The sequence below is a fragment of the Methylobacterium oryzisoli genome (assembly GCF_046557895.1).
Classification (GTDB): domain Bacteria; phylum Pseudomonadota; class Alphaproteobacteria; order Rhizobiales; family Beijerinckiaceae; genus Methylobacterium; species Methylobacterium oryzisoli.
On the sequence record NZ_JBKIBX010000007.1, the window covers coordinates 113,666 to 139,459 of the forward strand.

Annotated in this window: 21 protein-coding genes; 11 read left to right on the forward strand and 10 right to left on the reverse strand. The window is 71.6% G+C overall.

From position 1 onward, the window contains the following. Positions 1-17: 17 nt before the first annotated feature. The 3 genes from ACKUB9_RS09340 to ACKUB9_RS09350 all read right to left on the reverse strand — a co-directional run bounded on the left by ACKUB9_RS09340 (position 18) and on the right by ACKUB9_RS09350 (position 2,948). Positions 18-851 (reverse strand): alpha/beta fold hydrolase, encoded by an 834-nt coding sequence (locus ACKUB9_RS09340; RefSeq protein ID WP_407521044.1) that lies wholly within the window; start codon positions 849-851, stop codon positions 18-20. 47 nt (positions 852-898) lie between these two features. Then, positions 899-2,257 (reverse strand): FAD-dependent oxidoreductase, encoded by a 1,359-nt coding sequence (locus ACKUB9_RS09345; RefSeq protein ID WP_407521046.1) that lies wholly within the window; start codon positions 2,255-2,257, stop codon positions 899-901. Positions 2,258-2,477: 220 nt separating this feature from the next. Then, complete coding sequence (locus ACKUB9_RS09350) at positions 2,478-2,948, reverse strand: Lrp/AsnC family transcriptional regulator (RefSeq protein WP_407521048.1); 471 nt, start codon at positions 2,946-2,948, stop codon at positions 2,478-2,480. A 123-nt stretch (positions 2,949-3,071) separates the two neighbouring features. Here ACKUB9_RS09350 and ACKUB9_RS09355 point away from each other — a divergent pair, with 123 nt between their 5' ends. The 3 genes from ACKUB9_RS09355 to ACKUB9_RS09365 all read left to right on the forward strand — a co-directional run bounded on the left by ACKUB9_RS09355 (position 3,072) and on the right by ACKUB9_RS09365 (position 6,094). After that, a complete protein-coding gene (locus ACKUB9_RS09355) occupies positions 3,072-4,064 on the forward strand; it encodes a mitochondrial fission ELM1 family protein (protein ID WP_407521050.1) in 993 nt (330 codons plus the stop codon). 33 nt (positions 4,065-4,097) lie between these two features. After that, entirely contained in the window at positions 4,098-5,075 is a 978-nt protein-coding gene (gene trxB, locus ACKUB9_RS09360; protein ID WP_407521052.1) for a thioredoxin-disulfide reductase, read from the forward strand. A 128-nt stretch (positions 5,076-5,203) separates the two neighbouring features. Beyond that, on the forward strand, positions 5,204-6,094 hold the full coding sequence (locus ACKUB9_RS09365) for a LysR family transcriptional regulator (RefSeq protein WP_407521054.1): 891 nt from the start codon (positions 5,204-5,206) through the stop codon (positions 6,092-6,094). A 230-nt stretch (positions 6,095-6,324) separates the two neighbouring features. Here ACKUB9_RS09365 and msrP read toward each other — a convergent pair whose 3' ends face one another. Beyond that, positions 6,325-7,299 carry a protein-methionine-sulfoxide reductase catalytic subunit MsrP gene (msrP, locus tag ACKUB9_RS09370; protein WP_407521057.1) on the reverse strand — a complete coding sequence of 325 codons (975 nt, stop codon included), beginning with the start codon at positions 7,297-7,299 and terminating at the stop codon, positions 6,325-6,327. Between the two features lie 311 nt (positions 7,300-7,610). On the opposite strand from msrP, the gene ACKUB9_RS09375 reads away from it, so the two are divergent. After that, entirely contained in the window at positions 7,611-7,847 is a 237-nt protein-coding gene (locus ACKUB9_RS09375; RefSeq protein WP_407521059.1) for a hypothetical protein, read from the forward strand. 25 nt (positions 7,848-7,872) lie between these two features. Here the strand turns inward: ACKUB9_RS09375 and ACKUB9_RS09380 are convergent, their stop codons facing one another. From ACKUB9_RS09380 to ACKUB9_RS09390, 3 genes are all read right to left on the reverse strand, one after another. Beyond that, positions 7,873-9,582, reverse strand: a complete 1,710-nt coding sequence (locus ACKUB9_RS09380) for an AMP-binding protein (protein WP_407521061.1) — start codon at positions 9,580-9,582, stop codon at positions 7,873-7,875. Positions 9,583-9,711: 129 nt separating this feature from the next. Further along, positions 9,712-10,488, reverse strand: coding sequence for a hypothetical protein (locus ACKUB9_RS09385; protein ID WP_407521063.1), 777 nt, complete (start codon positions 10,486-10,488; stop codon positions 9,712-9,714). 168 nt (positions 10,489-10,656) lie between these two features. After that, positions 10,657-12,159 carry a leucyl aminopeptidase gene (locus tag ACKUB9_RS09390; protein WP_407521065.1) on the reverse strand — a complete coding sequence of 501 codons (1,503 nt, stop codon included), beginning with the start codon at positions 12,157-12,159 and terminating at the stop codon, positions 10,657-10,659. 302 nt (positions 12,160-12,461) lie between these two features. Here ACKUB9_RS09390 and lptF point away from each other — a divergent pair, with 302 nt between their 5' ends. The 6 genes from lptF (at position 12,462) to ACKUB9_RS09420 (ending at position 21,021) form a co-directional block, all read left to right on the forward strand. Continuing rightward, on the forward strand, positions 12,462-13,628 hold the full coding sequence (gene lptF, locus ACKUB9_RS09395) for an LPS export ABC transporter permease LptF (RefSeq protein ID WP_407521067.1): 1,167 nt from the start codon (positions 12,462-12,464) through the stop codon (positions 13,626-13,628). A gap of 10 nt (positions 13,629-13,638) precedes the next feature. Continuing rightward, positions 13,639-14,727 carry an LPS export ABC transporter permease LptG gene (gene lptG / locus ACKUB9_RS09400; protein ID WP_407521069.1) on the forward strand — a complete coding sequence of 363 codons (1,089 nt, stop codon included), beginning with the start codon at positions 13,639-13,641 and terminating at the stop codon, positions 14,725-14,727. Positions 14,728-14,771: 44 nt separating this feature from the next. Next, positions 14,772-17,390 (forward strand): LPS-assembly protein LptD, encoded by a 2,619-nt coding sequence (locus tag ACKUB9_RS09405; protein WP_407521242.1) that lies wholly within the window; start codon positions 14,772-14,774, stop codon positions 17,388-17,390. Positions 17,391-17,441: 51 nt separating this feature from the next. Then, positions 17,442-18,440, forward strand: a complete 999-nt coding sequence (gene pdxA, locus ACKUB9_RS09410; RefSeq protein WP_407521071.1) for a 4-hydroxythreonine-4-phosphate dehydrogenase PdxA — start codon at positions 17,442-17,444, stop codon at positions 18,438-18,440. Continuing rightward, the gene (rsmA, locus tag ACKUB9_RS09415; RefSeq protein WP_407521073.1) at positions 18,437-19,270 is read left to right on the forward strand and encodes a 16S rRNA (adenine(1518)-N(6)/adenine(1519)-N(6))-dimethyltransferase RsmA; all 834 of its coding nucleotides are present in this window, start codon (positions 18,437-18,439) and stop codon (positions 19,268-19,270) included. The genes pdxA and rsmA overlap by 4 nt, the downstream gene beginning before the upstream one ends. Before the next feature lie 137 nt (positions 19,271-19,407). Next, positions 19,408-21,021: a tetratricopeptide repeat protein gene (locus ACKUB9_RS09420; protein WP_407521075.1), complete on the forward strand. Its 1,614-nt coding sequence runs from the start codon at positions 19,408-19,410 to the stop codon at positions 21,019-21,021. Between the two features lie 51 nt (positions 21,022-21,072). On the opposite strand, the gene ACKUB9_RS09425 is transcribed toward ACKUB9_RS09420, so the two are convergent. Then, a complete protein-coding gene (locus ACKUB9_RS09425; protein WP_407521077.1) occupies positions 21,073-21,789 on the reverse strand; it encodes a PhoH family protein in 717 nt (238 codons plus the stop codon). Positions 21,790-22,194: 405 nt separating this feature from the next. Next, positions 22,195-24,561, reverse strand: coding sequence for an ATP-dependent helicase (locus ACKUB9_RS09430; protein ID WP_407521079.1), 2,367 nt, complete (start codon positions 24,559-24,561; stop codon positions 22,195-22,197). 160 nt (positions 24,562-24,721) lie between these two features. Here ACKUB9_RS09430 and ACKUB9_RS09435 point away from each other — a divergent pair, with 160 nt between their 5' ends. After that, complete coding sequence (locus ACKUB9_RS09435; RefSeq protein WP_407521081.1) at positions 24,722-24,961, forward strand: hypothetical protein; 240 nt, start codon at positions 24,722-24,724, stop codon at positions 24,959-24,961. A 270-nt stretch (positions 24,962-25,231) separates the two neighbouring features. Here the strand turns inward: ACKUB9_RS09435 and ACKUB9_RS09440 are convergent, their stop codons facing one another. After that, positions 25,232-25,753 carry a GtrA family protein gene (locus ACKUB9_RS09440; protein ID WP_407521083.1) on the reverse strand — a complete coding sequence of 174 codons (522 nt, stop codon included), beginning with the start codon at positions 25,751-25,753 and terminating at the stop codon, positions 25,232-25,234. Between the last annotated feature and the right edge of the window lie 41 nt (positions 25,754-25,794).

A 25,794-nucleotide genomic window follows, 5' to 3' on the forward strand; every position in this document is an offset into this window, starting at 1 on the left:
CCGCTTCGCGTTTCGGCTCACGCGGGCCGGGTGACCCGCGCCGCGAACTCCATCACCAGGGCCTCGACCCGGTCCGGGTCGTCGGCGAACGGGAAATGGCCGCTCTTGTCCAAGACATGGATGTCGGCGCCGGAGAACACCTCGCGCTGCTGGTGGGCGAAGCGCAGCGGCAGGTAGGGATCGCGGGCGCCCCAGATCACCCGCACCGGCCGCGGATGCGTGCGCAATCCCGCGGCCAACGGCCCGGCGCCGGCCGCCGGATCGGTGGCCCGGTAGAGCCGCAGGACGGCGCGGCGCGTGTCGCGGTCGAACTCGTCGAACATCCGCTCCACGAAGGCACCGGGCAGCCCCCGCTTGTTGCCGTGCTTCAGCAACAGCCGGAACCCGGCGCGGGTCGTCGTCGCCATGAACAATTCGCCGAGGAGCGGCGTGCGCCAGATCCGCGCCATGTAGTGCCAGCGGTAGCCGGTGAGCACGCCGGTGTTGATGAGGATGGCGCTCGCCCAGCGCTCCGGGTGCGCGGCGGCCCAGGCGAGCCCCCAGGGGCCACCGAAATCGTGCAGCACCAGATGCGCCCGTGCGATGCCGAGGTGATCGAGCAGGCCGGCGAGATGCCGGGCGTAGCCCTCGACCGTGTAGGGGAAGTCGTCCGGCTTGTCGGAGCGGCCGAAGCCCGGCATGTCGAAGGCCACGGCGCGCCCGACCCGGCCCACCGCCCCGAGCAGCGCCGTCCAGTCCTCGGACGAGCCGGGATTGCCGTGCACGAACACGAAGGCGGCTTCGTCCCGCGCCGGTCCGCTCCGGCGCAGGACCGTGCGCAGCCCCGCGACCGTCACGGCGTCGAGGGTCACGGGCGCGCGCTCGGCATCGCCGGCGGGCGCGAGAGGGTCGCCCGCCCTCATGCGGCGGCCGCGGCAGGGCGCGGCGAGCCCGGGCCGGGCGGCGCGCGCCGTCCGAGCACCCGCCACGCGATGGCGGGCGCCAGGAGCGCGGCCGGCGGGGCCAGGAGATTGAGGACGTCGAAGAAGCGTCGGCACACCACCGGATCGGCGGCCGCCGTGGCGTGCACGCGCTCCAGGTAGCGCTCCAACAGGCCGTTGCCCGGCGGACGGCGGCCCACGACCTCGGGATAGCGCAGGTCCTCGCCCGTCGCGATCGACCATGGGATGTCGATGATCCGGCGCGCCCTCGCGGAGAGCCGCACGTGGAGGCCGTCGAGGCCTTCGGCGAGCGCCGCGTCGAGCGCCTCCGCCTCGCTCGCCGCCACCGTCATGCCTTGTCCGTAGATCGGGTTGAAGCTGCACACTGCGTCGCCCACGACCAAGAACCCGCCGGGGAACCGCCGCATGCGGTCGTAGCGGCGGCGCCGGTTGGCCGGGAAGCGGCAGGTCTCGACGCCACTCAGCGGCTCGGCCGCGGTCACGAGGTCGTGCAGCGCCGGGACCGCGAGGCTCCGGGCGAAATCCGTCCAGCCGCCCACGTCGGCCGGCGGATGATCGCCCGCGATGCCGCTCAGCGTGATCATCCATCGATCGCCCTCGATGGCCATGGCGCAGCCGAAGCGCCTGTCGGCCGGCGGCGTGCCGGCGATGATCGCCCCGAAGGCGTCGTACAGCTCGCCCTTGCGCCGCGCGAACAGGCGTGTCGCGTAGCCCACATCGACCCGCACCGCATCCTCGTCGGGCCGGCCGAACCCGTGCTCCTCCAGCCATGCCGGCGTCTGCGAGCCGCGCCCGCTCGCATCCACCACGAGGTCGGCGTCGAGAACCTCCGGCGCCGCCCCGGGGCGCCTGATGCGCAGGCCGACCACGCGGCCCCCTGCCTCGTCCAGCACCGGGCCGAGCCCGTCCGCTGCGACCACGTCGAGATTCGGCAGCGCCAGGACGCGCTGGCGCACGGCGGCCTCCAGGCAGGGTCGGCTCAAGAGGATGCCGCGCAGGCCCGAGCGGTGGCGCAGCTTCCAGCGCCCGTACTGGAACCACAGGAAGTCGTCGACCATGTCGCCGCGCGTCGCGCCGCGCGCCTCCAGCTCGTCCATGATCCCGGGGAAGTACCCCTCGATGATGCGGTAGCCGTTCGCCAGGAGGCCGTGGGCGTGGCCGCCCTGCGGCACGCCCTTGCGCGCGCCGGCCTCGCCGGAGAGGCGGTCGCGTTCGACCAGCGTGACGCGGTCGGCGTGGCGGCTGAGGATCCGTGCGGCGAGGAGCCCGCTCACGCTCGCACCCAGGATGACGACGGAGGACAGTGGCTGTGGCATGCGCAACCCTCCGGGCCGGCGGCAGGCGGACACGCGACGATCGCGGCACGGGGAGCGGCGCCGGCGACCGGGCCGCGGCTCGGTCATGAGACGCTCGATCCGACCCAACACTCCGGCACTCTGCTTCGGCACCGCCACAGGATAGGCATGAAAGCAGCCGCCGTGGAAGTGAAGCGGCCGGAACCGGTGCGTCGACTGGCCCCTGTGCTTGCCGCCCGCTCTATCCTTCGGACAGCGGCACGGCCGGCGCGTCCTTGACCTGATCGAGGGCGAGCGCCGTGCGCACGCTGCGCACGTTCGGCAGGCCGGTGAGGTCGCTCACGAGGCGCTGGAAGGCCGGCAGGTTCGCGGCCACGCATTTGAGCAAAAAATCCGTCTCGCCGGAGAGCGTCCAGCATTCCCGCACCGCCGGCCACGTCCGCATCCGGTCGGCGAAGGCGGCGATCTCCGCCTGCCCCTGCGCGCCGAGCTGCACCATCGCGAAGCAGATCACCTCGTAGCCGAGGAGCTTGGGGTCGAGCAGCGCCCGGTAGCCGCGGATGATGCCGGCCTCCTCGAGCGCGCGCACCCGGCGCAGGCAGGGCGGGGCCGAGAGGCCGACCCGGCGGGCGAGTTCCACGTTCGTGATGTTGCCGTCGCCCTGCAGCTCACGGAGGATCGCCCAGTCGATGGCGTCGAGGCGAACAGGCAAGGCGGCGCGCGGTCCCGGTGAGGCTCCCGGGTCCCTACAGGCCCGCCGGACCGGAGACAAGCCGCGGGCCGGCTGGCGGTCCCGGCCGCTTGACAGGGCGGGGGGCGCCCCCGACAGGGAAACGTGACCTCCCTGCCGCCCGGCACCCGCGCCTGGATCCTCACCGACGGCAAGGCCGGCGACCTCGCCCCCTGCCGCGGGCTCGCCGCCGCGCTCGGCCTCGGCCCCGAGGAGCGCCGGGTGGCGCCGCGTCCGCCCTTCGCGTGGCTCGCCCCGCGCGGGCCGGTCGACCCCCGGGAGGGGCCGTCCCGGCCCGGCAGCCCGCTCGCCCCGCCCTGGCCCGACCTCGCGCTGGCCACCGGGCGGCGGGCCGTGCCCTATCTCCGCGCGCTGCGGCGCCTGTCCGGGGGGACGACCTTCACGGTCTGTCTCAAGGATCCGCGGATCGGCGCGGGCGTGGCCGACCTCGTCTGGGTGCCCGAGCACGACCGCCTGCGCGGGCCGACCGTGCTGACCACGCTGCTGGCGCCCCACGGCGTCTCGCCCGGGCGCCTCGCCGCCGCCCGGGCGATGCCCGATCCGCGCCTCGCGGGACTGCGCGGGCCGCGGGCCGCGGTGCTGGTCGGCGGCGACAGCCGCCACGGGCGGGTGCGGCCGCCTGAGGCGGAGCGGCTGCTCGCCGCCCTCGACCGGCTCGCCGACGAGGCGAGCCTGATGATCACCGCCTCCCGCCGCACGCCGCCCTTCCTGCGCCGGGCCCTCGCGGCGCTGGCCGCGCGGCGGGGCGCCTTCCTCTGGGACGGGTCGGGCGAGAACCCCTATCTCGGTCTGCTCGCCCTCGCGGATGCGATCGTCGTCACCTCCGACAGCACCAACATGCTGGGAGAAGCGGTCGCCACCGGCGCCCCGGTGCTCGTGTTCGAATTGGAGGATACCTATATCAGGCTACGCCCGGTCTTTGCCGCACTCCGGCAGTACGGAGCTGTGCATGCGTTCACCGGGCGGCTTGTAGGCTTACCGTATCGACCCTTAGATTTCACCCCCGCGATCGCTGAGGCTGTCGCGGTCGCCTATGCGAGGCACCGCGATGCGCGCGCCCGTTCCCCCGGCCCCTGAGGCCGGATCGGAGCGGTAGCCCCGGAGACCCTGATGTCCACCACGCACGAGAAGCTCATCATCATCGGTTCCGGCCCGGCGGGCTACACCGCCGCGATCTACGCCGCCCGCGCGATGGTCGAGCCGCTGCTGATCTCCGGCTTCCAGCCGGGCGGGCAGCTGATGATCACCACCGACGTCGAGAATTATCCGGGCTTCGCCGAGGCGATCCAGGGTCCCTGGCTGATGGAGCAGATGCGCCTCCAGGCCGAGCATGTCGGCACGCGCATCGTCTCGGAATACATCGCGAAGGTCGACCTCAAGCAGCGGCCGTTCCGCCTGGAGGCGGATTCCGGCGCGGTCTACACCTGCGACGCGCTCATCATCGCCACCGGCGCCCAGGCGAAGTGGCTGGGCCTGCCCTCGGAGGCGAAGTTCCAGGGCTTCGGCGTCTCGGCCTGCGCCACCTGCGACGGCTTCTTCTTCCGGGGCAAGGACGTGGTGGTGGTCGGCGGCGGCAACACCGCGGTCGAGGAAGCGCTCTACCTCGCCAACCTCGCCCGCAAGGTGACGGTGGTGCACCGCCGCGACGGCTTCCGGGCCGAGCGCATCCTGCAGGAGCGCCTCTTCCGCCACCCGAACGTCGAGGTGGTCTGGAACCACACCGTCGAGGAGATCTGCGGGCGCGAGAGCCCGGCGCCCTCGGTCACGCATCTGCGCCTGAAGGACGTGCGCACCGGGGCGGTGAGCGAGCGGGCGGCGGACGGCGTCTTCATCGCCATCGGCCACCAGCCGGCGACCGGCCTCTTCGAGGGGCAGTTGCCGATGCGGGCGGGCGGCTACCTCACGGTGGCGCCCGGCACCGCGGCCACCGAGATTCCCGGCGTGTTCGCGGCCGGCGACGTCACGGACGACGTCTACCGGCAGGCGATCACGGCGGCCGGCATGGGCTGCATGGCCGCGCTGGAAGCGGAAAAATACCTGGCGAACCTGGCCATCGGCGAGACGCCGCGCCAGGCCGCCGCCGAATAGGGGCAGCAGGCGGGACCGGCCGAGACGGAGCGGGGTCCCGCCCCGCCTCGCGGCCCGATTCAGTGAGCGTACGCGAGAGCCGCCAGCCGCTGCCCGCCGGCCGGATCTCTGGCGCGGGGATGACGGCCGTGGACTGGGACAAGATCCGGATCTTCCTCAATGTCGCCGAGGCGGGAAGCTTCACCAAGGCGGGCGACGACATCGGCCTGAGCCAGTCGGCGGTGAGCCGGCAGATCAGCGCGCTCGAACGCGAGCTGAAGGCGCCGCTGTTTCACCGGCACGCCCGCGGGCTGATCCTGACCGAGCAGGGCGACCTGCTCTTCCGCGCCGCGCGCGACATGAAGATGCGCCTGGAGACCACCCGCGCGCGCCTCGTCGAGACGAGCGAGCGGCCCTCCGGCGACCTCAAGGTGACGACCACCGTGGGCCTGGGGACCGCGTGGCTGTCGCAGCGCGTCTCGGAATTCCTCGACCTGCACCCGGAGGTGCGCATCGAGCTGATCCTCACCAATGAGGAGCTCGATCTCGCCATGCGCGAGGCCGACGTGGCGATCCGCCTGCGCCGCCCGGCCCAGCCGGACCTGATCCAGCGCCGGCTGTTCACCGTGCACTACCACGTCTTCGCCTCGGCCGAGTACATCAAGCGATTCGGCGAGCCCAAGTCCATCGAGGATCTCGACAAGCACCGCATCGTCTCGTTCGGCGGCGACCAGCCCTCCTACCTGATGGCGACGCACTGGCTCTCGACCGCTGGCCGGGAGGGGCGGGAGCCGCGCGTCGTGCATTTCACGGTCAACAACATCTCGGCCCTGCAGGTGGCGGTGGAGACCGGCGCCGGCATCGGCATCCTCCCCGACTACGCCGCCAACGGGAACCCGAACCTGCAGCAGGTGCTGCGGGACGTGGAGATGCCGAATCTCGAGAGCTACCTCGTCTACGCCGAGGAGATGCGCTCGGTCGCGCGCGTGCAGGCGTTCCGGGACTTCCTCGTCGCCAAGGCGCAGCGCTGGACCTACTGAACGCCCGGCCAAGCCCTCGGCCAGGAGGGCGCCGCGCGTTCCATGCGTTGGCGCGAGCGCACGCATGCCGAAACCGAGGGTTGCAAACGGCCCCTCGCGGGAGATGATGGGCGCGGCCGGTCCTGGACGTCGACCGGTCGGACTCCTCTGGACGGGGCCGGTCCCTCCGGCCGGCTCCCACCCTTCCCTTCCTGAAGCCGGGTTCCGCAAGGATCCCGGCCTTTTCCTTGTCAGGCGAACAGCCGCTCCTTCTCCAGCCCCTTGTAGAGGCCGGCGACCTGCTCGCCGTAGCCGTTGTAGATCAGGGTCGGCACCCGCTGGTCGGTGCCGAGCACCCGCTCGGTGGCCTGGCTCCAGCGCGGATGCGCCACCGCCGGGTTGACGTTCGCCCAGAAGCCGTACTCGGAGGCCTGCAGGCCCTCCCAGAAGGTCTTGGGCCGCTCGGCCGTGAAGGTGATCCGGTTGATCGACTTGACGGACTTGAAGCCGTACTTCCACGGCACGGCGAGCCGTAAGGGGGCTCCGAACTGGTTGAGGAGCGGCTTGCCGTAGACCCCCGTGGCCAGGAAGGCGAGGTCGTTGCCGGCCTCCGCCAGCGTCAGCCCCTCGGTGTAGGGCCAGGGATAGAAGAAGGCCCGCTGGCCGGGCGCCATCGCCTTGTCGAGGAAGGTCTGCATCTGGACGTACTTCGCGTCCGACTTCGGCTTGGCCAGCGCCACCAGGGCGGCGAGCGGGAAGCCGGTCCAGGGCACGGCCATCGACCACGCCTCGACGCAGCGGTGGCGGTAGAGCCGCTCTTCGAGCGGCATCTTGCGCACGAGGTCCTCGAAGCCGATCTCGAACGGTTTCTCGACCAGGCCGTCGACCTTGATGGTCCAGGGCTGCACCTTGAGGGCGTTGGAGGCCGGCGTCACCGTCTTGTCGGTGCCGTACTCGTAGAAGTTGTTGTAGGTGGCGCTGTAGCGCTCGTCGGTCAGCGGGCGGTCGAGCGCGTAGGCCTCGCTGCGCTTGGCCGGGTAGAGGTCGGCGGTCGCCACCGCGCCGGTGCCGCTGCCGGGCACGGCCGCCAGGGCAGGGCCCCCCGCCAGGGAGGCCGCCGCGAGCCCGGCCGCGCCGCCGATGAAGGCCCGCCGGTCGAGGAAGACCGATTCGGGCGTCGCCATGCTCTCCGGGATCTCCCAGCTCCGCCTGATCCTGATCTGCATGTCGATTTCCTCCTTGCCGCCCGCACGCGCCGTCACGGACGGCAGATGGGAGGGCTGCCGCCCGCCCGCAAATCACGGTTCGGCGAGGGGCGGCCCGCGGTTACACACCGAGAGCCTCATCCGATCGCGTGGCGATCGGATGAGGCTCTCGGATCTTGAATTCCCGCGCTCTCTCACGCCGAACCGGCGTCCACTTCGGCGGAGAGCGCTTTAGAGTCTCGCGAACCCTCGCGCGATCCGGGCATTGCCCGTTCGCGGGCGCGATGCGTTCGCCGGACGACAGCGCCCGCCGCCCATGTCATAGACCACCCATGGCCTCGAAGAAGCAGAAGCAGACCGCCTTCACGGTCGCGGTCTCGGCGCCGGACAACGGGGCGGCTCCGGTCGGTCTCCAAGTCTACGTCGCGATGGCGTCCGATGCCGCGCGCGCCCTGGAGGCCGTGCGCGCCGTCGCGACCGCGGAGGCGTCCGTCGAGTTGTCCGGCACGCTCTCGGACCGGCTGACCACCCGCCTCAAGCTCCGGCCCGGGGAGGTGCGGCCGATCTGAGCGCACCGGCTCGGCGCCGATCCGCTCAGGCGTTCGCGTCCCGCAACTCCCGCCGCAGCACCTTGCCGACGTTGCTCTTGGGCAGGGTGTCGTGGAAGACCACCTCGCGCGGGACCTTGTAGCCGGTGAGGCTCTGGCGGGCGAAGGCGCGCAGGGCCTCGGGCGTGAGGTCGGGGTCGCGGCGCACCACGTGGGCCACCACCGCCTCGCCGGTCTCCGCGTGGGGCCGGCCCACCACCGCCACCTCCAGCACCCCCGGATGGGTCGCCAGCACGTCCTCGACCTCGTTGGGATAGACGTTGAAGCCCGAGACCAGGATCATGTCCTTCATCCGGTCGACGAGCCGGATCTGCCCGTCCGCCTGGAGCACGGCCACGTCGCCAGTGCGGAAGAACCCGTCCGGGGTCATGGCGCGGGCGGTCTCCTCCGGGCGCTTCCAGTAGCCCGGCATCACCTGCGGGCCGCGCACGCAGAGCTCGCCCGGCACGTCGATCCCGACCTCGGTCCCGGAGGCGTCGCGCACCGAGATCTCCGTCGAGGGGACCGGGTAGCCGATGGTGCCGGACCATTCGCCGAGCGTGCGCGGGTTGATGGAGACCACCGGCGCCGTCTCGGACAGGCCGTATCCCTCGATGATCGGCCTGCCGGTGAGCGCCTTCCAGCGCTGGGCCACCACCGCCTGCACGGCCATGCCGCCGGCATTGACGTATTCGAGGGCCGACCAGTCGACCTTGCCGATGTCGGGGTGGTTGAGGAGCGCGTTGAACAGCGTGTTGACGCCCGACATGTTGGTGAAGCGGTTGGTGCGCAGGAGCTTCACGAAGCCCGGGATGTCGCGCGGGTTGGGCACGAACAGGCAGCAGGCGCCGAGCCGCACCATGAAGAAGAAGCAGCAGGTCAGCCCGTAGATGTGATAGAGCGGCAGCGCCGTGACCATGACGCGGCCCGGTCCCTCGTCGTCGCGCATGCCGAACCAGACGCGGCTCTGCTCCAGGTTGGCCATCACGTTGCGGTGGGTGAGCATCGCGCCCTTCGACACGCCGGTGGTGCCGCCGGTGTATTGCAGGAAGGCGAGGTCGCCCGGCCCGATCGCGGGCGGCACGAAGGCGGCCTTGCGTCCGGCCGCCAGGACCGCCTTGAAGGTGGTGGTCCGGGCCGGGGGGAGGTCGTAGGGCGGCACCGCCTTCTTGAGGTGGCGCGCGGCGAGCGTGATCAGGGTGCCGCGCAGGCCGAGCCCGTCGCCCGCCCCCACCACCGCCACCGTGTCCAGCCCCGGCAGCGCGGGCAGGGCCTGCGCCACCGTCCCGGCGAAGTTCTCCAGCACGATCAGGATGCGGGCCCCCGCATCGCTGAGCTGGTGGGTCAGCTCGCGGGCCGTGTAGAGCGGGTTGACGTTGACCACGGTCGCCCCCGCGATCAGGGCGCCGAACAGCGCGAACGGGTAGGCCGGGACGTTGGGCAGCATGATGGCGACCCGGTCGCCCTTGGCGATGCCCCGGCTCTGGAGCCACGCCGCCACCGCCACGGCGCCCTCCTTCACCTGCGCGTAGGTGAGCGACGCGCCGAAGCAGGTCACGGCCGGCCGGTCGGCGAAGCGGGCCATGCCGTCGTTGAAGAGGTCGGCGAGCGTGCCGAGCCGGTCGGCGTCGATCTCTGCCGGAACGCCCGCCGGATAGCGCGACAGCCAGGGCTTTTCCGGAGCGTGGACGGACGTCACGTTCGCTGCGTCACCCATGAAGCATTCCCTCCGTCGGCAGCCTTATGGCGGCGCCTTCTGTTGATTCGAACCGCAGCCGGATGCCGCTCCGGCCTCGCCCGTTCGCATGATCGGTGAAGACCCTGGAACGGGGTTTCCCTCGTCGCGTCAAGATGCTCGGGCGGCCCGTCGCGGCGGGAGCGCGGCCAGGAGCGCGTGGGGCAGGAAGGCCGCCGCGAGCAGCCCCGCCGCCGCGAGCATCTCGGGGCCGGTCAGCGGGCGGGCGGGCCAGCCCGCAACGACGGCGCGCCCGAGCCCCAGGAGGCCGAGCGCCCACCACAGGGCCGCGAGGCGCAGGAGCCCGCGCCCGAGCCAGCCCGGCTTGAGGCGGCGCCCGCCGACGAGACCCGCGAGCCCGAGCGGCAGCGCGAAGACGAGCGCCGCCGCGAGCGCCCCCAGTGCCCGCGCCAGCGGCATCGGCGCCCCGTTGAGGAAGGTCATGCCGCCGACCATGAAGCCGCCGCGCAGCACGAGGCCGCCGAAGGTCGGGTGGAGCGAGAGCGCCAGCAGGGCCGCCAGACCGATCCCCGCGCCGACGAGCCGCAGCGGCACCGGCCGGTCCATCGCCTCGACGGTGACCGCGATCACCCGGGCGAGGCCGTAGACCAGCGCGAAGGCGTAGAGCGGATACAAGTCGAGGAAGAACCCGTAGAACCACCCGCCCAGGCCCACGGCCTCGACCCGCGCCTGATCGAGGCCCGCCGCACCTGCGAGGCCGAGCGCCGCGAGCGCGGCGGCGAGGGGCAGGAACGCCGCCGCCAGGCGGCGCGCCGGCACCGCCGGCCGGGGACCCGCCGGGGCGGCGAGGCGGAGGCGGGGCGCGGTGGCGGTCGGGCCGAGGCCGGCACCCCGCTCCCAGCGCCACCAAAGCGATTCCTGCGGCACGGCCGGGCTCCTCAGCGTCATCCCGCGAAGCGGTCGCCGGTTCGGCGGCGCCCATGATGCCGGACCGCGAGACCGGGCGGAACGGCCCTGGGGCGATTTCCCGCGCGGATGAGGGCCTGCGGCCCGCCTTGCGCGGGCTGAGACCCGCGCCGTGCGGGCTCCTCGATGCTACTTCTCGTAGTGGTCGCGGACCATCCGGTCGAGCAGGCGCACGCCCCAGCCCGAGCCCCAGGAGCGGCTGATCTCGCTCGACGGCGCGTTCATGCCCACGCCCGCGATGTCGAGATGCACCCAGGGCACGTCGTTGACGAAGCGCTTGATGAACTGCGCCGCCGTCGCCGAGCCGCCGTGGCGCCCGCCGGTGTTCTTCATGTCGGCGAACTTCGAATCGATCAGCTTGTCGAAGCCGGGCGAGAGCGGCATGCGCCAGACCTTCTCGCCGGTGGCCTCGCCGGCCGCGGTCAGCCGCTCGGCCAATTCGTCGCTGGTGGCGAACATCCCGGCGAATTCCTGGCCGAGCGCCACCATCACGGCGCCGGTCAGCGTCGCGAGGTCGATCATGAACTTCGGCTTGTACTCCTGCTGCACGTGCCAGAGCACGTCGGCGAGGACGAGCCGCCCCTCCGCGTCGGTGTTGATGATCTCGATCGTCTGGCCGGAGAGCGAGGTGACGATGTCGCCCGGGCGCTGCGCCTTGCCGTCCGGCATGTTCTCGACGATGCCGATGGCGCCGAGCGCGTTGACCCGGGCCTTGCGCTGCGCCAGCGCCTGCATCAGGCCGACCACGCAGGCGGCGCCCGCCATGTCGCCCTTCATGTCCTCCATGCCGCCGCTCCCCTTGATGGAGATGCCGCCGGAATCGAAGCACACGCCCTTGCCCACGAAGGCGATCGGGGCCTCGTTCGGGTCCTCGCCGCCGTTCCAGCGCATGATGACGACCCGCGCCTCCTTGGCGGAGCCCTGGGCGACCGCCAGCAGCGCGCGCATGCCGAGCTTGCGCATCGCCTTCTCGTCGAGGATCTCCACCGACACGCCGAGCTTTTCCAGCGCCTCGGTACGGCGGGCGAATTCCTCCGGGTCGAGGACGTTCGGCGGCTCGTTGACGAGTTCGCGGGCGGTGATCACGCCCTCGGCCACCGCCTCGGCGGCGCGCAGGGGCTTCTTCATCCCGCCGGATTCGGCGGTGAGCACCGTGATCTTGGTGGCGCCGGTCTCCTCGCCCTCGGCCTTCTTGCTCTTGTAGCGGTCGAACTTGTAGCCGCGCAGGCGCAGGCCGAGGGAGAACTCCGCCGCCTCCTCGGGGGTCGGGGCGCCCGTGGGCAGGTCCAGCACCACGGTGGCGCGCCGGCCGTTGAGCTTGCCGGCGGTGACGCCCCCGAGCGTCGCCCAGTCGAGCTTGCCCTTGTCCTTCTCGGGGCCGATGCCGACCACGATGAGCCGCTCGGCCGCGAGGCCGGACGGGGCCGTCACCGTGAAGGCGGCGTTCGCCTTGCCCTTGAAGCGCTCGACGCCGGCCGCCCGCGTGACGAGGTCGGCCGCCGCGCCGCCCGCGATCCCCGCGGCCCGCCCCGAGAGGGCGAGGTCCTCGCCGACGAACAGGACGAGGTCGCCCGGATCCTGCGCCTTCGCCGATTCGAGGGGCTCGAACGCGATGCTGATGCCGTCCGCCATGACGCTGCTTTCAATCCGTGCTGCAAGGGCCGGTCCGCCGGCGCCGTGAGGTGCCCTGTGTAGCGGGCGGGCGCCCGGAAACGCAACGCGACGGGGGCGCCGCAGCCGGGGGCGGGTGCCTGCGCGGGCCTGGCCGCCGGCGCGGGATTGGCCGCCCGGATGTGGCCGCAAGCGCGCAGCATGACGGAAATCGCAACCCGCGGGCGGTCCCTCCCCGGGTTGCGGCGTCGCAGCCGCTTGTGCCGCCGCGGCCGGAGGCCTAACCGGTGCCTGAGCGGAAGGGGGCCCGACCGCGAGAGCCGATGAAGCAGATCGAGCGATACATCTTCCGGATCGCCCTCGGCGCCTTCCTGTCCTGCCTCGTCGGCCTCACCGGCGTGATCTGGGTCACGCAGGCGCTGCGCGAGCTCGACCTGATCACCGCCAAGGGCCAGACGCTGCTGATCTTCCTGCTGATCACCGGCCTGTCGCTGCCCGCGCTGCTCACGGTGATCGCGCCCGTGGCCCTGTTCATGGCCGTGGTGCACGCGCTCAACAGGCTCAACGGCGATTCCGAGCTCATCGTGATGAGCGCCGCCGGGTTGTCGCCGCGCCGCCTGATGCGGCCCTTCCTGACGCTCGCCCTGATGGTGAGTCTCGGCGTCGGCTTCCTGACCATCCAGGTGATGCCGTCGAGTTTCCAGGAGCTGCGCGACCTGCTCACCCGGGTGCGGGGCGACTTCATCGCCAACGTGGTCCGCGAGGGGCAGTTCACCAGCCTCGACAGCGGTATCACCTTCCACTTCCGCGAGCGCGGCGGGAACGGCTCGCTGCTCGGCATCTTCATGCAGGACCGGCGCGAGGCCGGGCGCACCGTGGTCTACCTCGCCGAGCGCGGCCAGATCGTCGACCTCGACGGCCAGAGCTACCTCGTCCTGGAGAAGGGCAGCGTCCACCGCCAGCAGCCCGACAGCCGCGATTCCTCGATCATCACCTTCGAGCGCTACGCGGTCGACCTCGCGGCCTTCACGCCGCCGGATACTGACACGGTCTACAAGCCGCGCGAGCGCTCGACGGCGCAGCTCCTGTTCCCCAACGCCAACGACGGCTACTACAAGCTCACCAAGGGCCGCTTCCGGGCCGAGCTGCACGAGCGGCTGACGGCGTGGCTCTACCCCCTCGCGCTCGCGCTGATCGCCTTCGCGGCGCTCGGCGATCCGCGCACCACCCGGCAGGGGCGGGGGCTCGCCATCGCGGGGGCCATCGCGGCCGTGGTGGCGTTGCGCATCGTGGGCTTCGCGGCCTCGGGCGCCGCGGTGCGCAGCGCCGGCGCCGTGATCGCGATGTACGCCGCCCCGCTCCTCGCCATCGCGATCTCGGTGGTGGTGGCGTTCCACGGCAACCGGGTGCGGGCGTTCAACGCGGGGCTCGCGGCGCTGATGCGCCGCACGGTCGCCGGCCTGCCCCGGCCGCGCCTGCGGCACGGGTGAGGGCGCCGCCATGCTGATCGGCGCCACGCTCGGCCGCTACTTCGCGGCACGCTTCCTGCGCATGATCGCGGGCGTTTTTCTGACGGTCTTCGCCCTCGTCTACACCCTGGATTTCGTGGAGCTGATGCGGCGGGCCGGCGAGACGCAGGGCGCCACCGCCGCCGTGATGGCGCGGCTCGCGCTCTTCCGCACCCCCTCGGTGGCCGAGCAGGTGATGCCCTTCGCGATCCTGTTCGGCTCGATGGGGGCGCTGCTGCAGCTCAGCCGCAAGCTCGAACTCGTGGTCGCGCGCGCGGCCGGGATCTCCGCCTGGCAGTTCCTGCTGCCGGGCTTCCTCGTGGCGCTCGGCATCGGGGCCTTCACGGTCGGGGTCTACAACCCGGTCGCAGCCGGGCTGAAGCAGCGCTCCACCGAGATCGAGGCCAAGATCTTCGCGCGCTCGAACAAGGCGAGTTCGGGCAAGGAGCTGTGGATCCGCCAGCGCAGCGTCGACGGGCAGGCGATCGTGCGCGCCGAGACCGCCATCGAGGGCACCACGACGCTCGCGGGCGTGACGGTCTTCGCCTTCGACGACGAGGGCGTGTTCACGCGCCAGATCGAGGCGCGCCGCGCCGTCCTGCACGACGGCTACTGGGAATTGCAGGACACCCGCGTCCTGGCCAAGGACGAGCAGCCCGAGACCTACGATACCTACCTGATCGCCTCGACGCTCGACCCCTCGCAGGTGCGCCAGCGCTTCACCCCGCCGGATTCCGTGCCATTCTGGCAACTCGACGAGATCATCGCGCGCACCGAGCGGGCGGGACTCGACGCGACGCGCTATCGTCTGCAGCAGGCGGTGCTCACCGCCCGGCCGGTGCTCTTTCTCGCCATGGTGCTCGTCGCGGCCTCCGTTTCGTTAAGGTTCTTCCGGTTTGGTGGCATCGGAACGATGGCGCTCGCCGGCGTGACCGCGGGCTTCGTGCTCTACGTCGCGCGGCAGGTGATGGAGAGCCTCGGCGCCTCCGGGCTGGTGGCAGCCCCGGTGGCGGCGTGGTTCCCGGCCGTGGTAGGGAGTTTGCTCGGTACGCTCGCGCTTCTGTACCTGGAGGACGGCTGATGTCCGCCTTCCAGTCCAAGGCCGCGACGGCAACGGGTGCAGGTATGGGTCGTGTCGTGCGTACGGCCGTCCGCTGGACGGCCGCCTGTGTCCTGACGGTGCTGCCCGCCCTCGTCCTGACGGCGGCCGTGCCCGCGCGCGCGCAGGGCACGCTCGGCGACCGGCTCAATGCCGGCGCCAAGCCTACGGGCAAGCCCACCGGCAAGCCGGCCGATCGGCTCCTCGTCGAGGCGGCCGAGCTCGTCTACGACAACGACCGCAACACGGTCTCGGCGGTCGGCAATGCCGAGCTGCATTACGGCCCGCGCACGCTGCTGGCCGACAAGGTGCTGTACGACCGCAACACCGGCCGCGTCTTCGCCGAGGGCAACGTCCGGCTCACCGACGAGACCGGCGCGGTCGTCACCGGCGACCGCATGGAGCTGACGGACGATTTCCGCAGCGGCTTCATCGACAGCCTGCGCGTGCAGCAGACCGTGGAGCAGCGCGACCGCGTCGCCCGCGTGCGCTTCTCGGCCCCCCGCGCCGAGCGGATCGAGGGCGAGACCACCACCTTCGAGCGCGGCACCTACACGGCCTGCGAGCCCTGCAAGACCGACCCCGAGCGCCCGCCGCTCTGGCAGGTGAAGTCCGCCCGGATCATCCACAACAACTCGCAGCGGCGGATCTACTACGAGGATTCGACCCTCGAGATCGCGGGCGTGCCGGTCGCGTACCTGCCCTACTTCTACACCCCCGACCCGACCGTGCGGCGCGAGACCGGCTTCCTCGCGCCCCACTTCGTGTCGTCGAACGCGCTGGGCTACGGCATCGGCACGCCGTTCTTCTGGAACATCGCGCCCGATTACGATCTCACGGTCGAGCCGACCTTCCTGACGCGCCAGGGCGTGCTGGGGCAGGCGGAGTGGCGCCAGCGGCTCGCCAACGGCTTCTACAACATCCGCGTCAGCGGCATCTTCCAGACCACGCCGAGCGCCTTCCTGCCGGGGCCGCTCGGCCCGGGCAACCGCGACTTCCGCGGCTCGATCGAATCGAGCGGCCACTTCTACCTCGGCGAGCGCTGGCGCGCGGGCTGGGACGTGGTCGGCGTCACCGACAAGTGGTTCCTCGACAATTACCGCATCCGCAATCAGACCATCTCGACGGACTACTTCCGCGAGGCGATCTCCACCGCCTTCCTGATCGGGCAGGGGGACCGCTCCTGGTTCGAGGCCCGGGCCTACTACTTCAAGGGCCTGTCCACCTACGACTGGCAGAAGCAGCAGCCGATCGTCGCCCCGGTGGTCGACTACGACAAGCGCATCAACGGCCCGGCCCCGCTCGGGGGCGAGGTGCGCTTCCAGATGAACTTCCAGAACCTCACCCGCGAGGCGACGCAGTACCAAGAGATACCGCGCACCCGCTCCTACCTCGTCAGTTCGAGCGCGAACGGCTTCACCTTCCCGCTCTACCCGACCTGCACGGTGTTCGAGCGCGGGCAGTGCCTCGTGCGCGGGCTCGCCGGCCTCGACACCCGGCTCTCCGCCCAGGTCTCCTGGCGGCGCACCTTCACGGACGAGTTCGGGCAGGTCTGGCAGCCCTTCGCGTATCTGCGCACCGACGTGTTCTACGTCGACCCGAACACGCGCTCCTACCAGAACCGCGAGATCACCAACCTGTTCTCGCCGGACGTGGACTTCACCGGCCGGGTGATGCCGGCGGTGGGGCTCGAATACCGCTACCCCTTCGTGGCCGATTTCGGCGCGCTCGGCGTCCACACGGTCTCGCCGGTGGCGCAGGTGATCGCCCGCCCGAGCGAGACCCATATCGGCCGCCTGCCGAACGAGGACGCCCAGAGCCTCGTCTTCGACGACACCAACCTGTTCCAGTGGGACAAATTCTCCGGCTACGACCGGGTCGAGGGTGGGGTGCGCGCCAATCTCGGCGCCGAGTACGCCATCACCACCCGGACGGGCTTCCACGTCAACGCGATGTTCGGCGAATCCTTCGCGCTCGCCGGCGTGAACTCGTTCCGGCGCGGCGACATCGCCAATGTCGGGCGCGATTCCGGGCTGGAGACGCAGCGCTCGGACTTCGTCTCCCGGCTGCAGGTCTCGCCCAACCAGAACATCAGCTTCATCACCCGGGCGCGCTTCGACCAGAAGACCTTCGCCCTCGACCGCTTCGAGGCGGGCGTCTTCGCCAAGCTGTCGCCGTTCCTGCCGCTCGACACCTCGGTGATCTACGCGCGCTACGCCGCGCGCCCGGAACTCGGCCAGAGCTTCCGGCGCGAGGGCGTGCAGGCCTCGGCGACCTACAGCATCACCCCGAACTGGTTCGTCTCGGGCTCGCTGCTGCTCGACCTGTCGCGCTACCTCGAAGTGCGCGACCTCTACGCCAACGGGGCGGAGGCCTACCTCCTCAACCCGGTCGGCCTGCCGCCGGACCGCGGCAACCGCGACAAGCTCTACGTGGCGGGCACCAATCTCGGCTTCGGCTACCGGGACGAGTGCACCACGGTCTCGCTCAACTACATCTCGTCGCCGCGCGAGACCGCATCGGGCCTGCGCGAGCGCAACCAGACCTTCCTGCTGCGGCTCGAATTGCGGACCCTCGGCGAGGCCAACTTCCGCCAGAACCTCAGCACGACCACCACCGCGGACGGCATCGCCACCGTGCGGTGACGACCGCCCCGCGCGGCTGACGGCCGCCCCGAGCGGCCGCAGGAGGTGCCGATGACCAGATGCCTCGCCCTGACGCTGGGCGATCCCGCCGGCATCGGCCCCGAGATCGCCCTCAAGGCCTGGGCGGCCCGCGAGGCCTCAGGGCTCGCGCCGTTCTTCCTGATCGGCGACCCGGACCTGCTGGCGCGCCGGGCCGCGCGGTTCGGCCTCGCGGTGCCGATCGAGCCCTGCGCGCCCGAGGGCGCATCCGCATTGTTCCCCCGGGCGCTCCCGGTCGTGCCGCTGCCGATGGCGGCGGAGGCCGAGCCCGGCCGACCCGATCCCGCCACCGCGCCTGCCACCCTGGCGTCGATCGAGGCGGCGGTGCGCCTCGTTCAAGAAGAGCGGGCCGCGGCCGTGGTCACGAACCCGATCGCCAAGCACGTCCTCTACGCGGCGGGCTTCCGCCATCCCGGCCACACGGAATACCTCGCCGCCCTCGCCGCAGGTCCCGACGGCGCCGTGCCGCGCCCTGTGATGCTGCTGTGGTCGGATCTGCTTGCCGTCGTGCCGGTGACGATCCACGTGCCGCTGCGCGCCGTGCCCGACCTCCTCACCGCCGACCTCGTGGTCGAGACCGCCCGGATCGTGGACCGCGACCTGCGCACCCGCTTCCGGATCGCGCGGCCGCGCCTCGTGCTGGCGGGCCTCAACCCGCATGCGGGCGAGGCCGGCAGCATCGGCACCGAGGACCGGGATGTGCTGGAACCCGCGGTGGCGCGGCTGCGCCACGAGGGCATCGACATACGCGGCCCCCTCTCGGCCGACACGCTGTTCCACGCCCGGGCGCGGGCCGGGTATGACGTGGCGCTCGCCCCGACGCACGACCAAGCGCTGATCCCGATCAAGACCCTCGCCTTCGACGAGGGCGTGAACGTCACGCTCGGGCTGCCCTTCCTGCGCACCTCGCCCGACCACGGCACCGCCTTCGACATCGCGGCCGAGGGGATCGCCAAGGCCGACAGCCTGATCGCGGCCCTGCGGCTCGCCGGCCGGCTGACGCGACCATGAGCGCCGACGGGCTGCCGCCGCTGCGGGAGGTGGTGCGCGCGCACGACCTGATGCCGCGCAAGTCGCTCGGCCAGAACTTCCTGTTCGACCTCAACCTCACCGGCCGCATCGCCCGGGCGGCCGGTCCGCTCGACGGCGTGACGGTGGTGGAGGTGGGGCCGGGGCCGGGCGGCCTCACCCGGGCGCTGCTGGCCGAGGGGGCGGCCCGGGTCGTCGCGGTCGAGCGCGACCCGCGCGCCCTGCCGGCGCTCGCCGAGATCGCCGCCGCCTATCCGGGCCGCCTGGAGGTGGTGGAGGCGGATGCGCTCGCCTTCGATCCGCGCCCGCTGATCGGGGAGGGGCCGGCCCGGATTGTCGCGAACCTGCCCTACAACGTCGGCACGGCGCTCCTCACCGGCTGGCTCACCGCCGAGGCGTGGCCGCCCTGGTGGGAGTCGCTGACCCTGATGTTCCAGCGCGAGGTGGCCGAGCGCATCGTCGCGGACGAGGGCGACCGCGCCAATTACGGCCGGCTGGGCGTGCTGTGCGGCTGGCGCACGCAGGCGCGCATCCTGTTCGACGTGCCGCCCTCGGCCTTCGTGCCGCCGCCGAAGGTGACGTCGAGCGTGGTGCGCCTCGAGCCCCGGCCCTCGCCCGCGCCCTGCCGCGTGCGGGCGCTGGAGGCCGTCACCGGCGCGGCCTTCGGCCAGCGCCGCAAGATGCTGCGCCAGAGCCTCAAGGGCGCGACGCCCGACCCGACCCGGCTGCTCGCCGCGGCCGGCATCCCCGAGACGGCCCGGGCCGAGGAGGTGCCGGTGGCGGGGTTCGTCGCGATGGCGCAGGCGCTGTGAGTGCACGGCACCACAGGTTTCATTGACAGAGCCGCAGCACAGGATGAGCATTCGCCGCCCGCCGATCGGCGGGCCGGCCGGATTCGCATGATCCGGTCCGACCTCGGGCAGTATCCATTCCGAACGGGGAGGCAGCCATGCGGTCGATTTCTCTCACGCGGTCGATGCGATGGGCGGCGCTGACGGTGTCGGCGCTCGCGCTGCTGTCGCTGCCGGCGCGAGCCCAGACGGACCACGACCATGGGCACCACGCCCATCAGGCGCTCGGCACGGTGCATTTTCCGGTCTCGTGCCGGCCGGAGGCGCAGGCGGTCTTCGACGAGGCGATGAAGCTGCAGCACTCCTTCTGGTACCAGGCCTCGGAGAAGAAGTTTCAGGAGGTCCTGGCCCGCGATCCCGGCTGCGCCATGGCGCAGTGGGGCAGGGCGCTCAGCCTCCTGTACAATCCCTTCCTGCCCCCGACGCCGCAGAACCTCGCGAAGGGCCTCGCCGCGCTGGAGGAGGCCCAGCGCCTCGGCGCCCCGACCGACCGCGAGGCCGGCTTCATCGACGCCCTGCTGGTGTTCTACCGGGATCACGCCACGAAGGATCACCGCTCCCGTGTGCTCGCCTACGAGGCGGCGATGGCGTCGCTCGCCGCGCGCTTCCCGGACGACCCGGAGGTGCGGATCTTCTACGCGCTCGCGCTCAACGTGGCGGCCTCGCCCACGGACAAGACCTACGCCAAACCCCTGAAGGCGGCCGAGATCCTTGAGGCCGAGTGGCAGCGCCAGCCCGACCATCCGGGTGTGGTGCACTACCTCGTGCACACCTACGACTTCCCGCCGCTGGCGCAGCGGGGATTGAAGGCGGCCCTGCGCTACGCCGAGATCGCCCCGGACGCGCCGCACGCGCTGCACATGCCCTCCCACATCTTCACGCGGGTGGGCTACTGGCCGCAATCGGTGGAGACCAACGCCCGCTCGGCCGAGAAGGCGCGCATCGCGGCCGAGACGGACGACCTCCTGCACGCCAGCGACTACATGGTCTACGCCCAGCTCCAGATGGGGCAGGACGAGGCGGCCCGCCGCATCATCGCCGACCGCAACTCCTTCGCCGGGACGCGGATGATCCGCCCGGCCGGCCCCTTCGCGCTCGCCGCGATGAGCGCGCGCTTCGCCCTGGAGCGGGGCGCCTGGGAGGAGGCGGCGCGGCTCGATCTGCGCCCGACCGCCTTCCCGTTCGTCGATGCGATCACCCACTACGCCCGCGCGATCGGGCACGCGCGGTCGGGCCGGCCCGAGGAGGCCACGGCGGAGGTCGCGGCGCTCACGCGGCTCGTCGGCGCGCTCGACAAGGACGCCTACTGGAAGGAGCAGGTCGAGGTGCAGCGCCTTTCCGCCCGGGCCTGGACCGCCTTCGCGGAGGGCCGGCGCGACGACGCCCTGGCGCTGATGCGCGAGGCCGCCGACCGCGAGGGGCGGACGGAGAAGCACGTGGTGACGCCCGGCCCGCTCGCCCCGGCGCGGGAATTGCTGGCCGAGATGCTGCTGGAGGTCGACCGCCCGGCGGAGGCGCTGCGGGAGTTCGAGGCCGTGCAGGTCACCGAGCCGAGGCGGTTCCGGGCCATCGCCGGGGCCGCGAAGGCGGCCGAGCGGATGAACGACGGCGAGGCGGCCCGCACCCATTACGGCGCGCTGGTGCAGGTCGCCGCCCAGGCCGACACGGCGCGGCCCGACCTCGAGAAGGCCAAGGCCTACCTGTCGAATTGATTGGCAATCCGGCGCGGAGCCGCGCCGGATCGCTCGCGGCGGGGCGCGCCCTTAGAGGCGCGCCTCCTCGAAGGCGCGCACCCACTCGGCGCAGATGCCCGAGCGCACGATGTCCTCCAGCCCGAACTCCACGATCGGGATCGGCATCAGCCGGCTCTTGACCAAGTGGATCACCGTGCGCAGGCCCGAGGTCTCGCGCAGGTCGGTCTGCGAGACGTCGCCGTTGATGATGACCTGGCAATCGTCGCCGATGCGGGTCAGGAACATCTTGATCTCGGCCGGGGTGGTGTTCTGGGCCTCGTCGAGGATCACGAGGCAGTTCTTGAAGGTGCGCCCCCGCATGACCTCGAAGGGGACGATCTCGATGTCGCCGGCCTTGAGCGCGATGTCGAAGGCACCTGCGCCCATGCGCTCCTTCATCGCTTCCGTGAGGGGAGCGACCCAGGGCGCGATCTTCTCTTCGAGGGTGCCGGGAAAGTAGCCGAGCGAGCGTCCGGAGGGCACGTTGGGCCGGGTAATCACCACCTTGGCGATGCGGCGCTGGCGCAGCAGGTCGGCGGCGCGGGTCCCGGCGATGTAGGTCTTGCCGGTGCCGGCGGGGCCGAGGACGATGACTTGCGCGTGGGAACCGAGGGCTTCGAGGTATTCGGCCTGACGGGCCGTCATGGGTTGGATCGGCGGCGGATTGCGTTCCTCCTCGAAGCGGGTGCGGTGCACCCGGATCGGGCGGTCTTCTACCAGTTCAAGTCGTGCGCGTCGTCTCTTCATAGATCAACACTCCCACTGGACTTGCGGTGCCGCTGTATCGTGTGCCCTCTTGTGTCCCTCGATCTCCTTCGTGCGATGTCAGCGACTCAAAGTCCGCGGGGCCGGACGGGTTCCACGTCCGATCGACGCAAGCGGTGGACAAGTCCGCTTCGCGTCTGCCCCTAGGGTATGACCCGCAGCCTTGACCAGCAATTCCCGCGCCGCGTTGCAGTGCGGAAAATCCCGGCGCTCGCGGTGATGTCGGCGATCTGTGGCGGGAACCACACAGGAACGGGGGTCTCGGCCGCGGGAAACGGGATCTGAGGTGATCCGGGGTCCGTCCAGGGCCGCCGCCACGTTGTCCTCCGCCCGCGCATGGCGGGACGACAGACGATCCGCCCCTCGGACAAGGTTTTCCGAACCGGCTCAGGCCGGCTGGACGAAGCTGTCGAGGACCATTTTCCGGCCGGCCTTGTCGAAGTCAACGGTGAGCTTGTTGCCGTCGACGGCGGCCACCGAGCCTGGCCCGAATTTGGTGTGGAAGATCCGGGCACCGACCGCGAAGGACGAGGGCGAGCCGGTGGATTTGGCCACGAGCGTGCCCTCGATCTGCTGCGGCCCGCCCCGGCGTGCGCCGCCGAAACGATCCTTGCCGCCGAAGCGGTCTTGGCTGCCGAAGCGATCCTGGCCGGCGGTGTTGGCCTGCGCGCGCTGCCAGCCGGGTGTGCCGTAGGAGGAGCCGAACGGGGTCGGCTGCCGGTCGAAGCGCGAGGCGCCGTAGGAGAAGTTGGCCGGCGCCTCGGTCACCTCGACGCTGCTTTCGGGCAACTCGTCGATGAACCGGCTCGGGATGGTGGAGGACCACAGGCCGTGGATGCGCCGGTTGACCGCGAACGAGATCTTGGCGCGCTTGCGGGCGCGGGTGATGCCCACATGGGCGAGGCGCCGCTCCTCCTCCAGCCCGGCCCGGCCGCTCTCGTCGATGGCGCGCTGGTTGGGAAACAGCCCGTCCTCCCAGCCCGGCAGGAAAACGGTGTCGAATTCGAGCCCCTTGGCGGCGTGGAGCGTCATCAGGCTCACGCGCTCGCCGCCCTCGGCCTCGCTGGCATCCATCACCAGCGAGATGTGTTCGAGGAAGGCCGGCAGGTCGGGGAATTCCTCGAGCGAGCGCACCAGCTCCTTGAGGTTCTCCAGGCGGCCCGCGGCGTCGGCGGTGCGCTCCTTCTGCCACATCTCGGTGTAGCCGGATTCCTCCAGGATGGTCTGGGCCACCTCGGCGTGGGGCTGGTTCTCCAAGAGCTTGGCCCAGCGCGCGAAGCACTGCACGAGGGCGCGCAGGGTCGAGCGGGGCTTGGGCTTCAACTCCTCGGTCTCGACGATCAGGCGGGCCGCCTGCAGCAGCGGCACCGACTGGCGCCGCGCGTGCCCGTGCAGGGCCTGGAGCGTGGCGTCCCCTAAGCCGCGCTTGGGCGTGTTGATGATCCGCTCGAAGGCGAGGTCGTCGGCCGGGTTGGCGGTGAGGCGCAGGTAGCCCAGCGCGTCGCGGATCTCGGCCCGCTCGTAGAAGCGCGGACCGCCGATCACCCGGTAGGGCAGGCCGAGCTGGACCAGGCGGTCCTCGATCTCACGCATCTGGGCCGAGATGCGCACCAGCACGGCGACCTGCGACAGCGGCTCGCCCTTGGCCTGCATGCTCTCGATGGATTCGCAGAGCAGGCGCGCCTCCTCCTCCGAATCCCAGGCGCCCATCACGGTGACGCGCTCGCCCGCCGCGGCCTCGGTGTGCAGGGTCTTGCCGAGCCGGCCCTCATTGCGGGCGATGAGGGTCGAGGCGGCAGCCAGGATGTGGCCCGTGGAGCGGTAGTTGCGCTCCAGCCGCACCACCACTGCGCCCGGGAAGTCGTGCTCGAAGCGCAGGATGTTGTCGACCTCGGCCCCGCGCCAGCCGTAGATCGACTGGTCGTCGTCGCCCACGCAGGCCACGTTGCGCCGCCCCTGCGCCAGCAGCCGCAGCCAGAGGTACTGGGCCACGTTGGTGTCCTGGTACTCGTCCACCAGAATGTAGCGGAAGCGGTCCTGGTAGCTCGCCAGCACGTCCGGGTTCTCGCGCCACAGCTTCAGGCACAGCAGCAGCAGGTCGCCGAAATCCACCGCATTGAGGGTGCGCAGGCGCTCCTGGTAGGCGGCGTAGAGCGGCCCGCCCTTGCCGAAGCCGAAGGCCCCGGCCTCGCCCGCCGGCACCTGCTCGGGCGAGAGCCCGCGGTTCTTCCAGCCGTCGATGGCCTGGGCGAGACCCCGGGCCGGCCAGCGCTTCTCGTCGATGTTCGCCGCCTCGATCACCTGCTTGAGCAGGCGCAGCTGGTCGTCGGTGCCGAGGATGGTGAAGTCGGATTTGAGCCCCACCAGCTCGGCGTGGCGGCGCAGGATCTTGGTGCCGATGGCGTGGAAGGTGCCGAGCCAGGGCATGCCCTCGCCGGCCGGACCGATGAGGGCGCCGATGCGCTCCTTCATCTCGCGGGCGGCCTTGTTGGTGAAGGTCACGGCCAGGATGTCGAAGGGCCGGGCGCGGCCGATCGCGATCAGATGGGCGATGCGGGTGGTGAGCACCCGGGTCTTGCCGGTGCCGGCCCCGGCGAGCACCAGCACCGGCCCCTCGATCGCCTCGACGGCGCGGCGCTGCTCGGGGTTGAGCCCGTCGAGATAGCCGGCGGCCTGCGGCACGACGGCCGCGCGGGCCCGGGCGGCGATCGAGGTGGGGGAGGGCGCCTCGGCCCCGGCGACATCGCGACTCATGCGTCCTTCACTGGACCAAAACGCGAACGGCGTCGAGGGTTGGCCCTCGCGCGATCGTGCAACGCGGTGTTGCAGGGCCGGCGGGAACCTTCCGGTTCGCCGGCGCGTCCCCATGTCATGACCGAGTCATGACTGACTCCCCGTAGGAGACGTAGTTCCCATGCGTGCCCGACCGTTCCTGATCCTGGCGGCCCTTCTCGCGGCCGGCCCGGCCCTTGCCCAGACCCGCGCCGAGCGCCGGGTCGACCGCCTCAACGACTCGATGACGCAGCAGAATCAGCTGCGCAGCATCCAGCAGCAGAACCGGTTCGAGACCAACCAGATCCGCGGCGAGATCCGCCGCAGCGAGACGATGGCGCCGACCCCGCCGCCGCCCGCCATCATCGGCCGGCCGCGCTGAGACGACGCACTGCCCCGACATGCAGCAGTTGAAAGCAAAGCGCGGGCAGCATCCCCTCTCCCGTGCGGGAGAGGGGCAGGGGTGAGGGTCCCGGGAGGGGGCAGCAAGAAGACTAGACGCTGCCCCTACCAGCACCACCGGCCAGATTGATTTCTGAGCCGTCCCGCTCCCCTCACCACTCTCCGCGCCCAATTGCGGCACCCTCCCGGGACCCTCATCCCTGCCCTTCTCCCGCACGGGAGAAGGGTTCCCCGCGCTCTCTGCAGATGCCTACGGAAGTCGCCCCAGCCTCCTTTCCCTTGCGTGGGGGACGGGCAGCACGTCCTCTTCCATCCGGGAGAGGGGATCCCGCGCTTGCTCCGGGGGGCGCACCGCGAAGGTCCACATCCGGTTGGCCGAGAAATTCCAGAACAGCACGAGCCCGGTCGTGAGCACCTGGGCGGCGAGGTAGGGGAGGCCGAGCCAGCGCGTCAGCAGCGTCATCAGCAGGCCGGTCAGGCACAGGCCGAATCCGGCCACCAGGGCGAAGCGCCAGACCGCCTCCGCGTGGGGCCGGTCGCTGGCATAGGTGTGGCGGCGGTTGAGGGTATAGGACACCACCCCGCCGCAGGCGTAGCCGATCACCGCGGACGCGACCGCATCGAGGCGGCCGACCTCGACCAGCAGGATCAGCGTCCCGTAATGCACCACCATCGCCACGAGGCCGACGCCCAGATAGGCCGTGAACTGCGCGGCGAGCGCCATCAAGGGGTGCCTGTCCCGGGCCGGGAGCCCGATCGTCCGATCCGTCACGCCTGATCCACCCGATGCCGCGGGCCTGGCCGGCTCCGTCG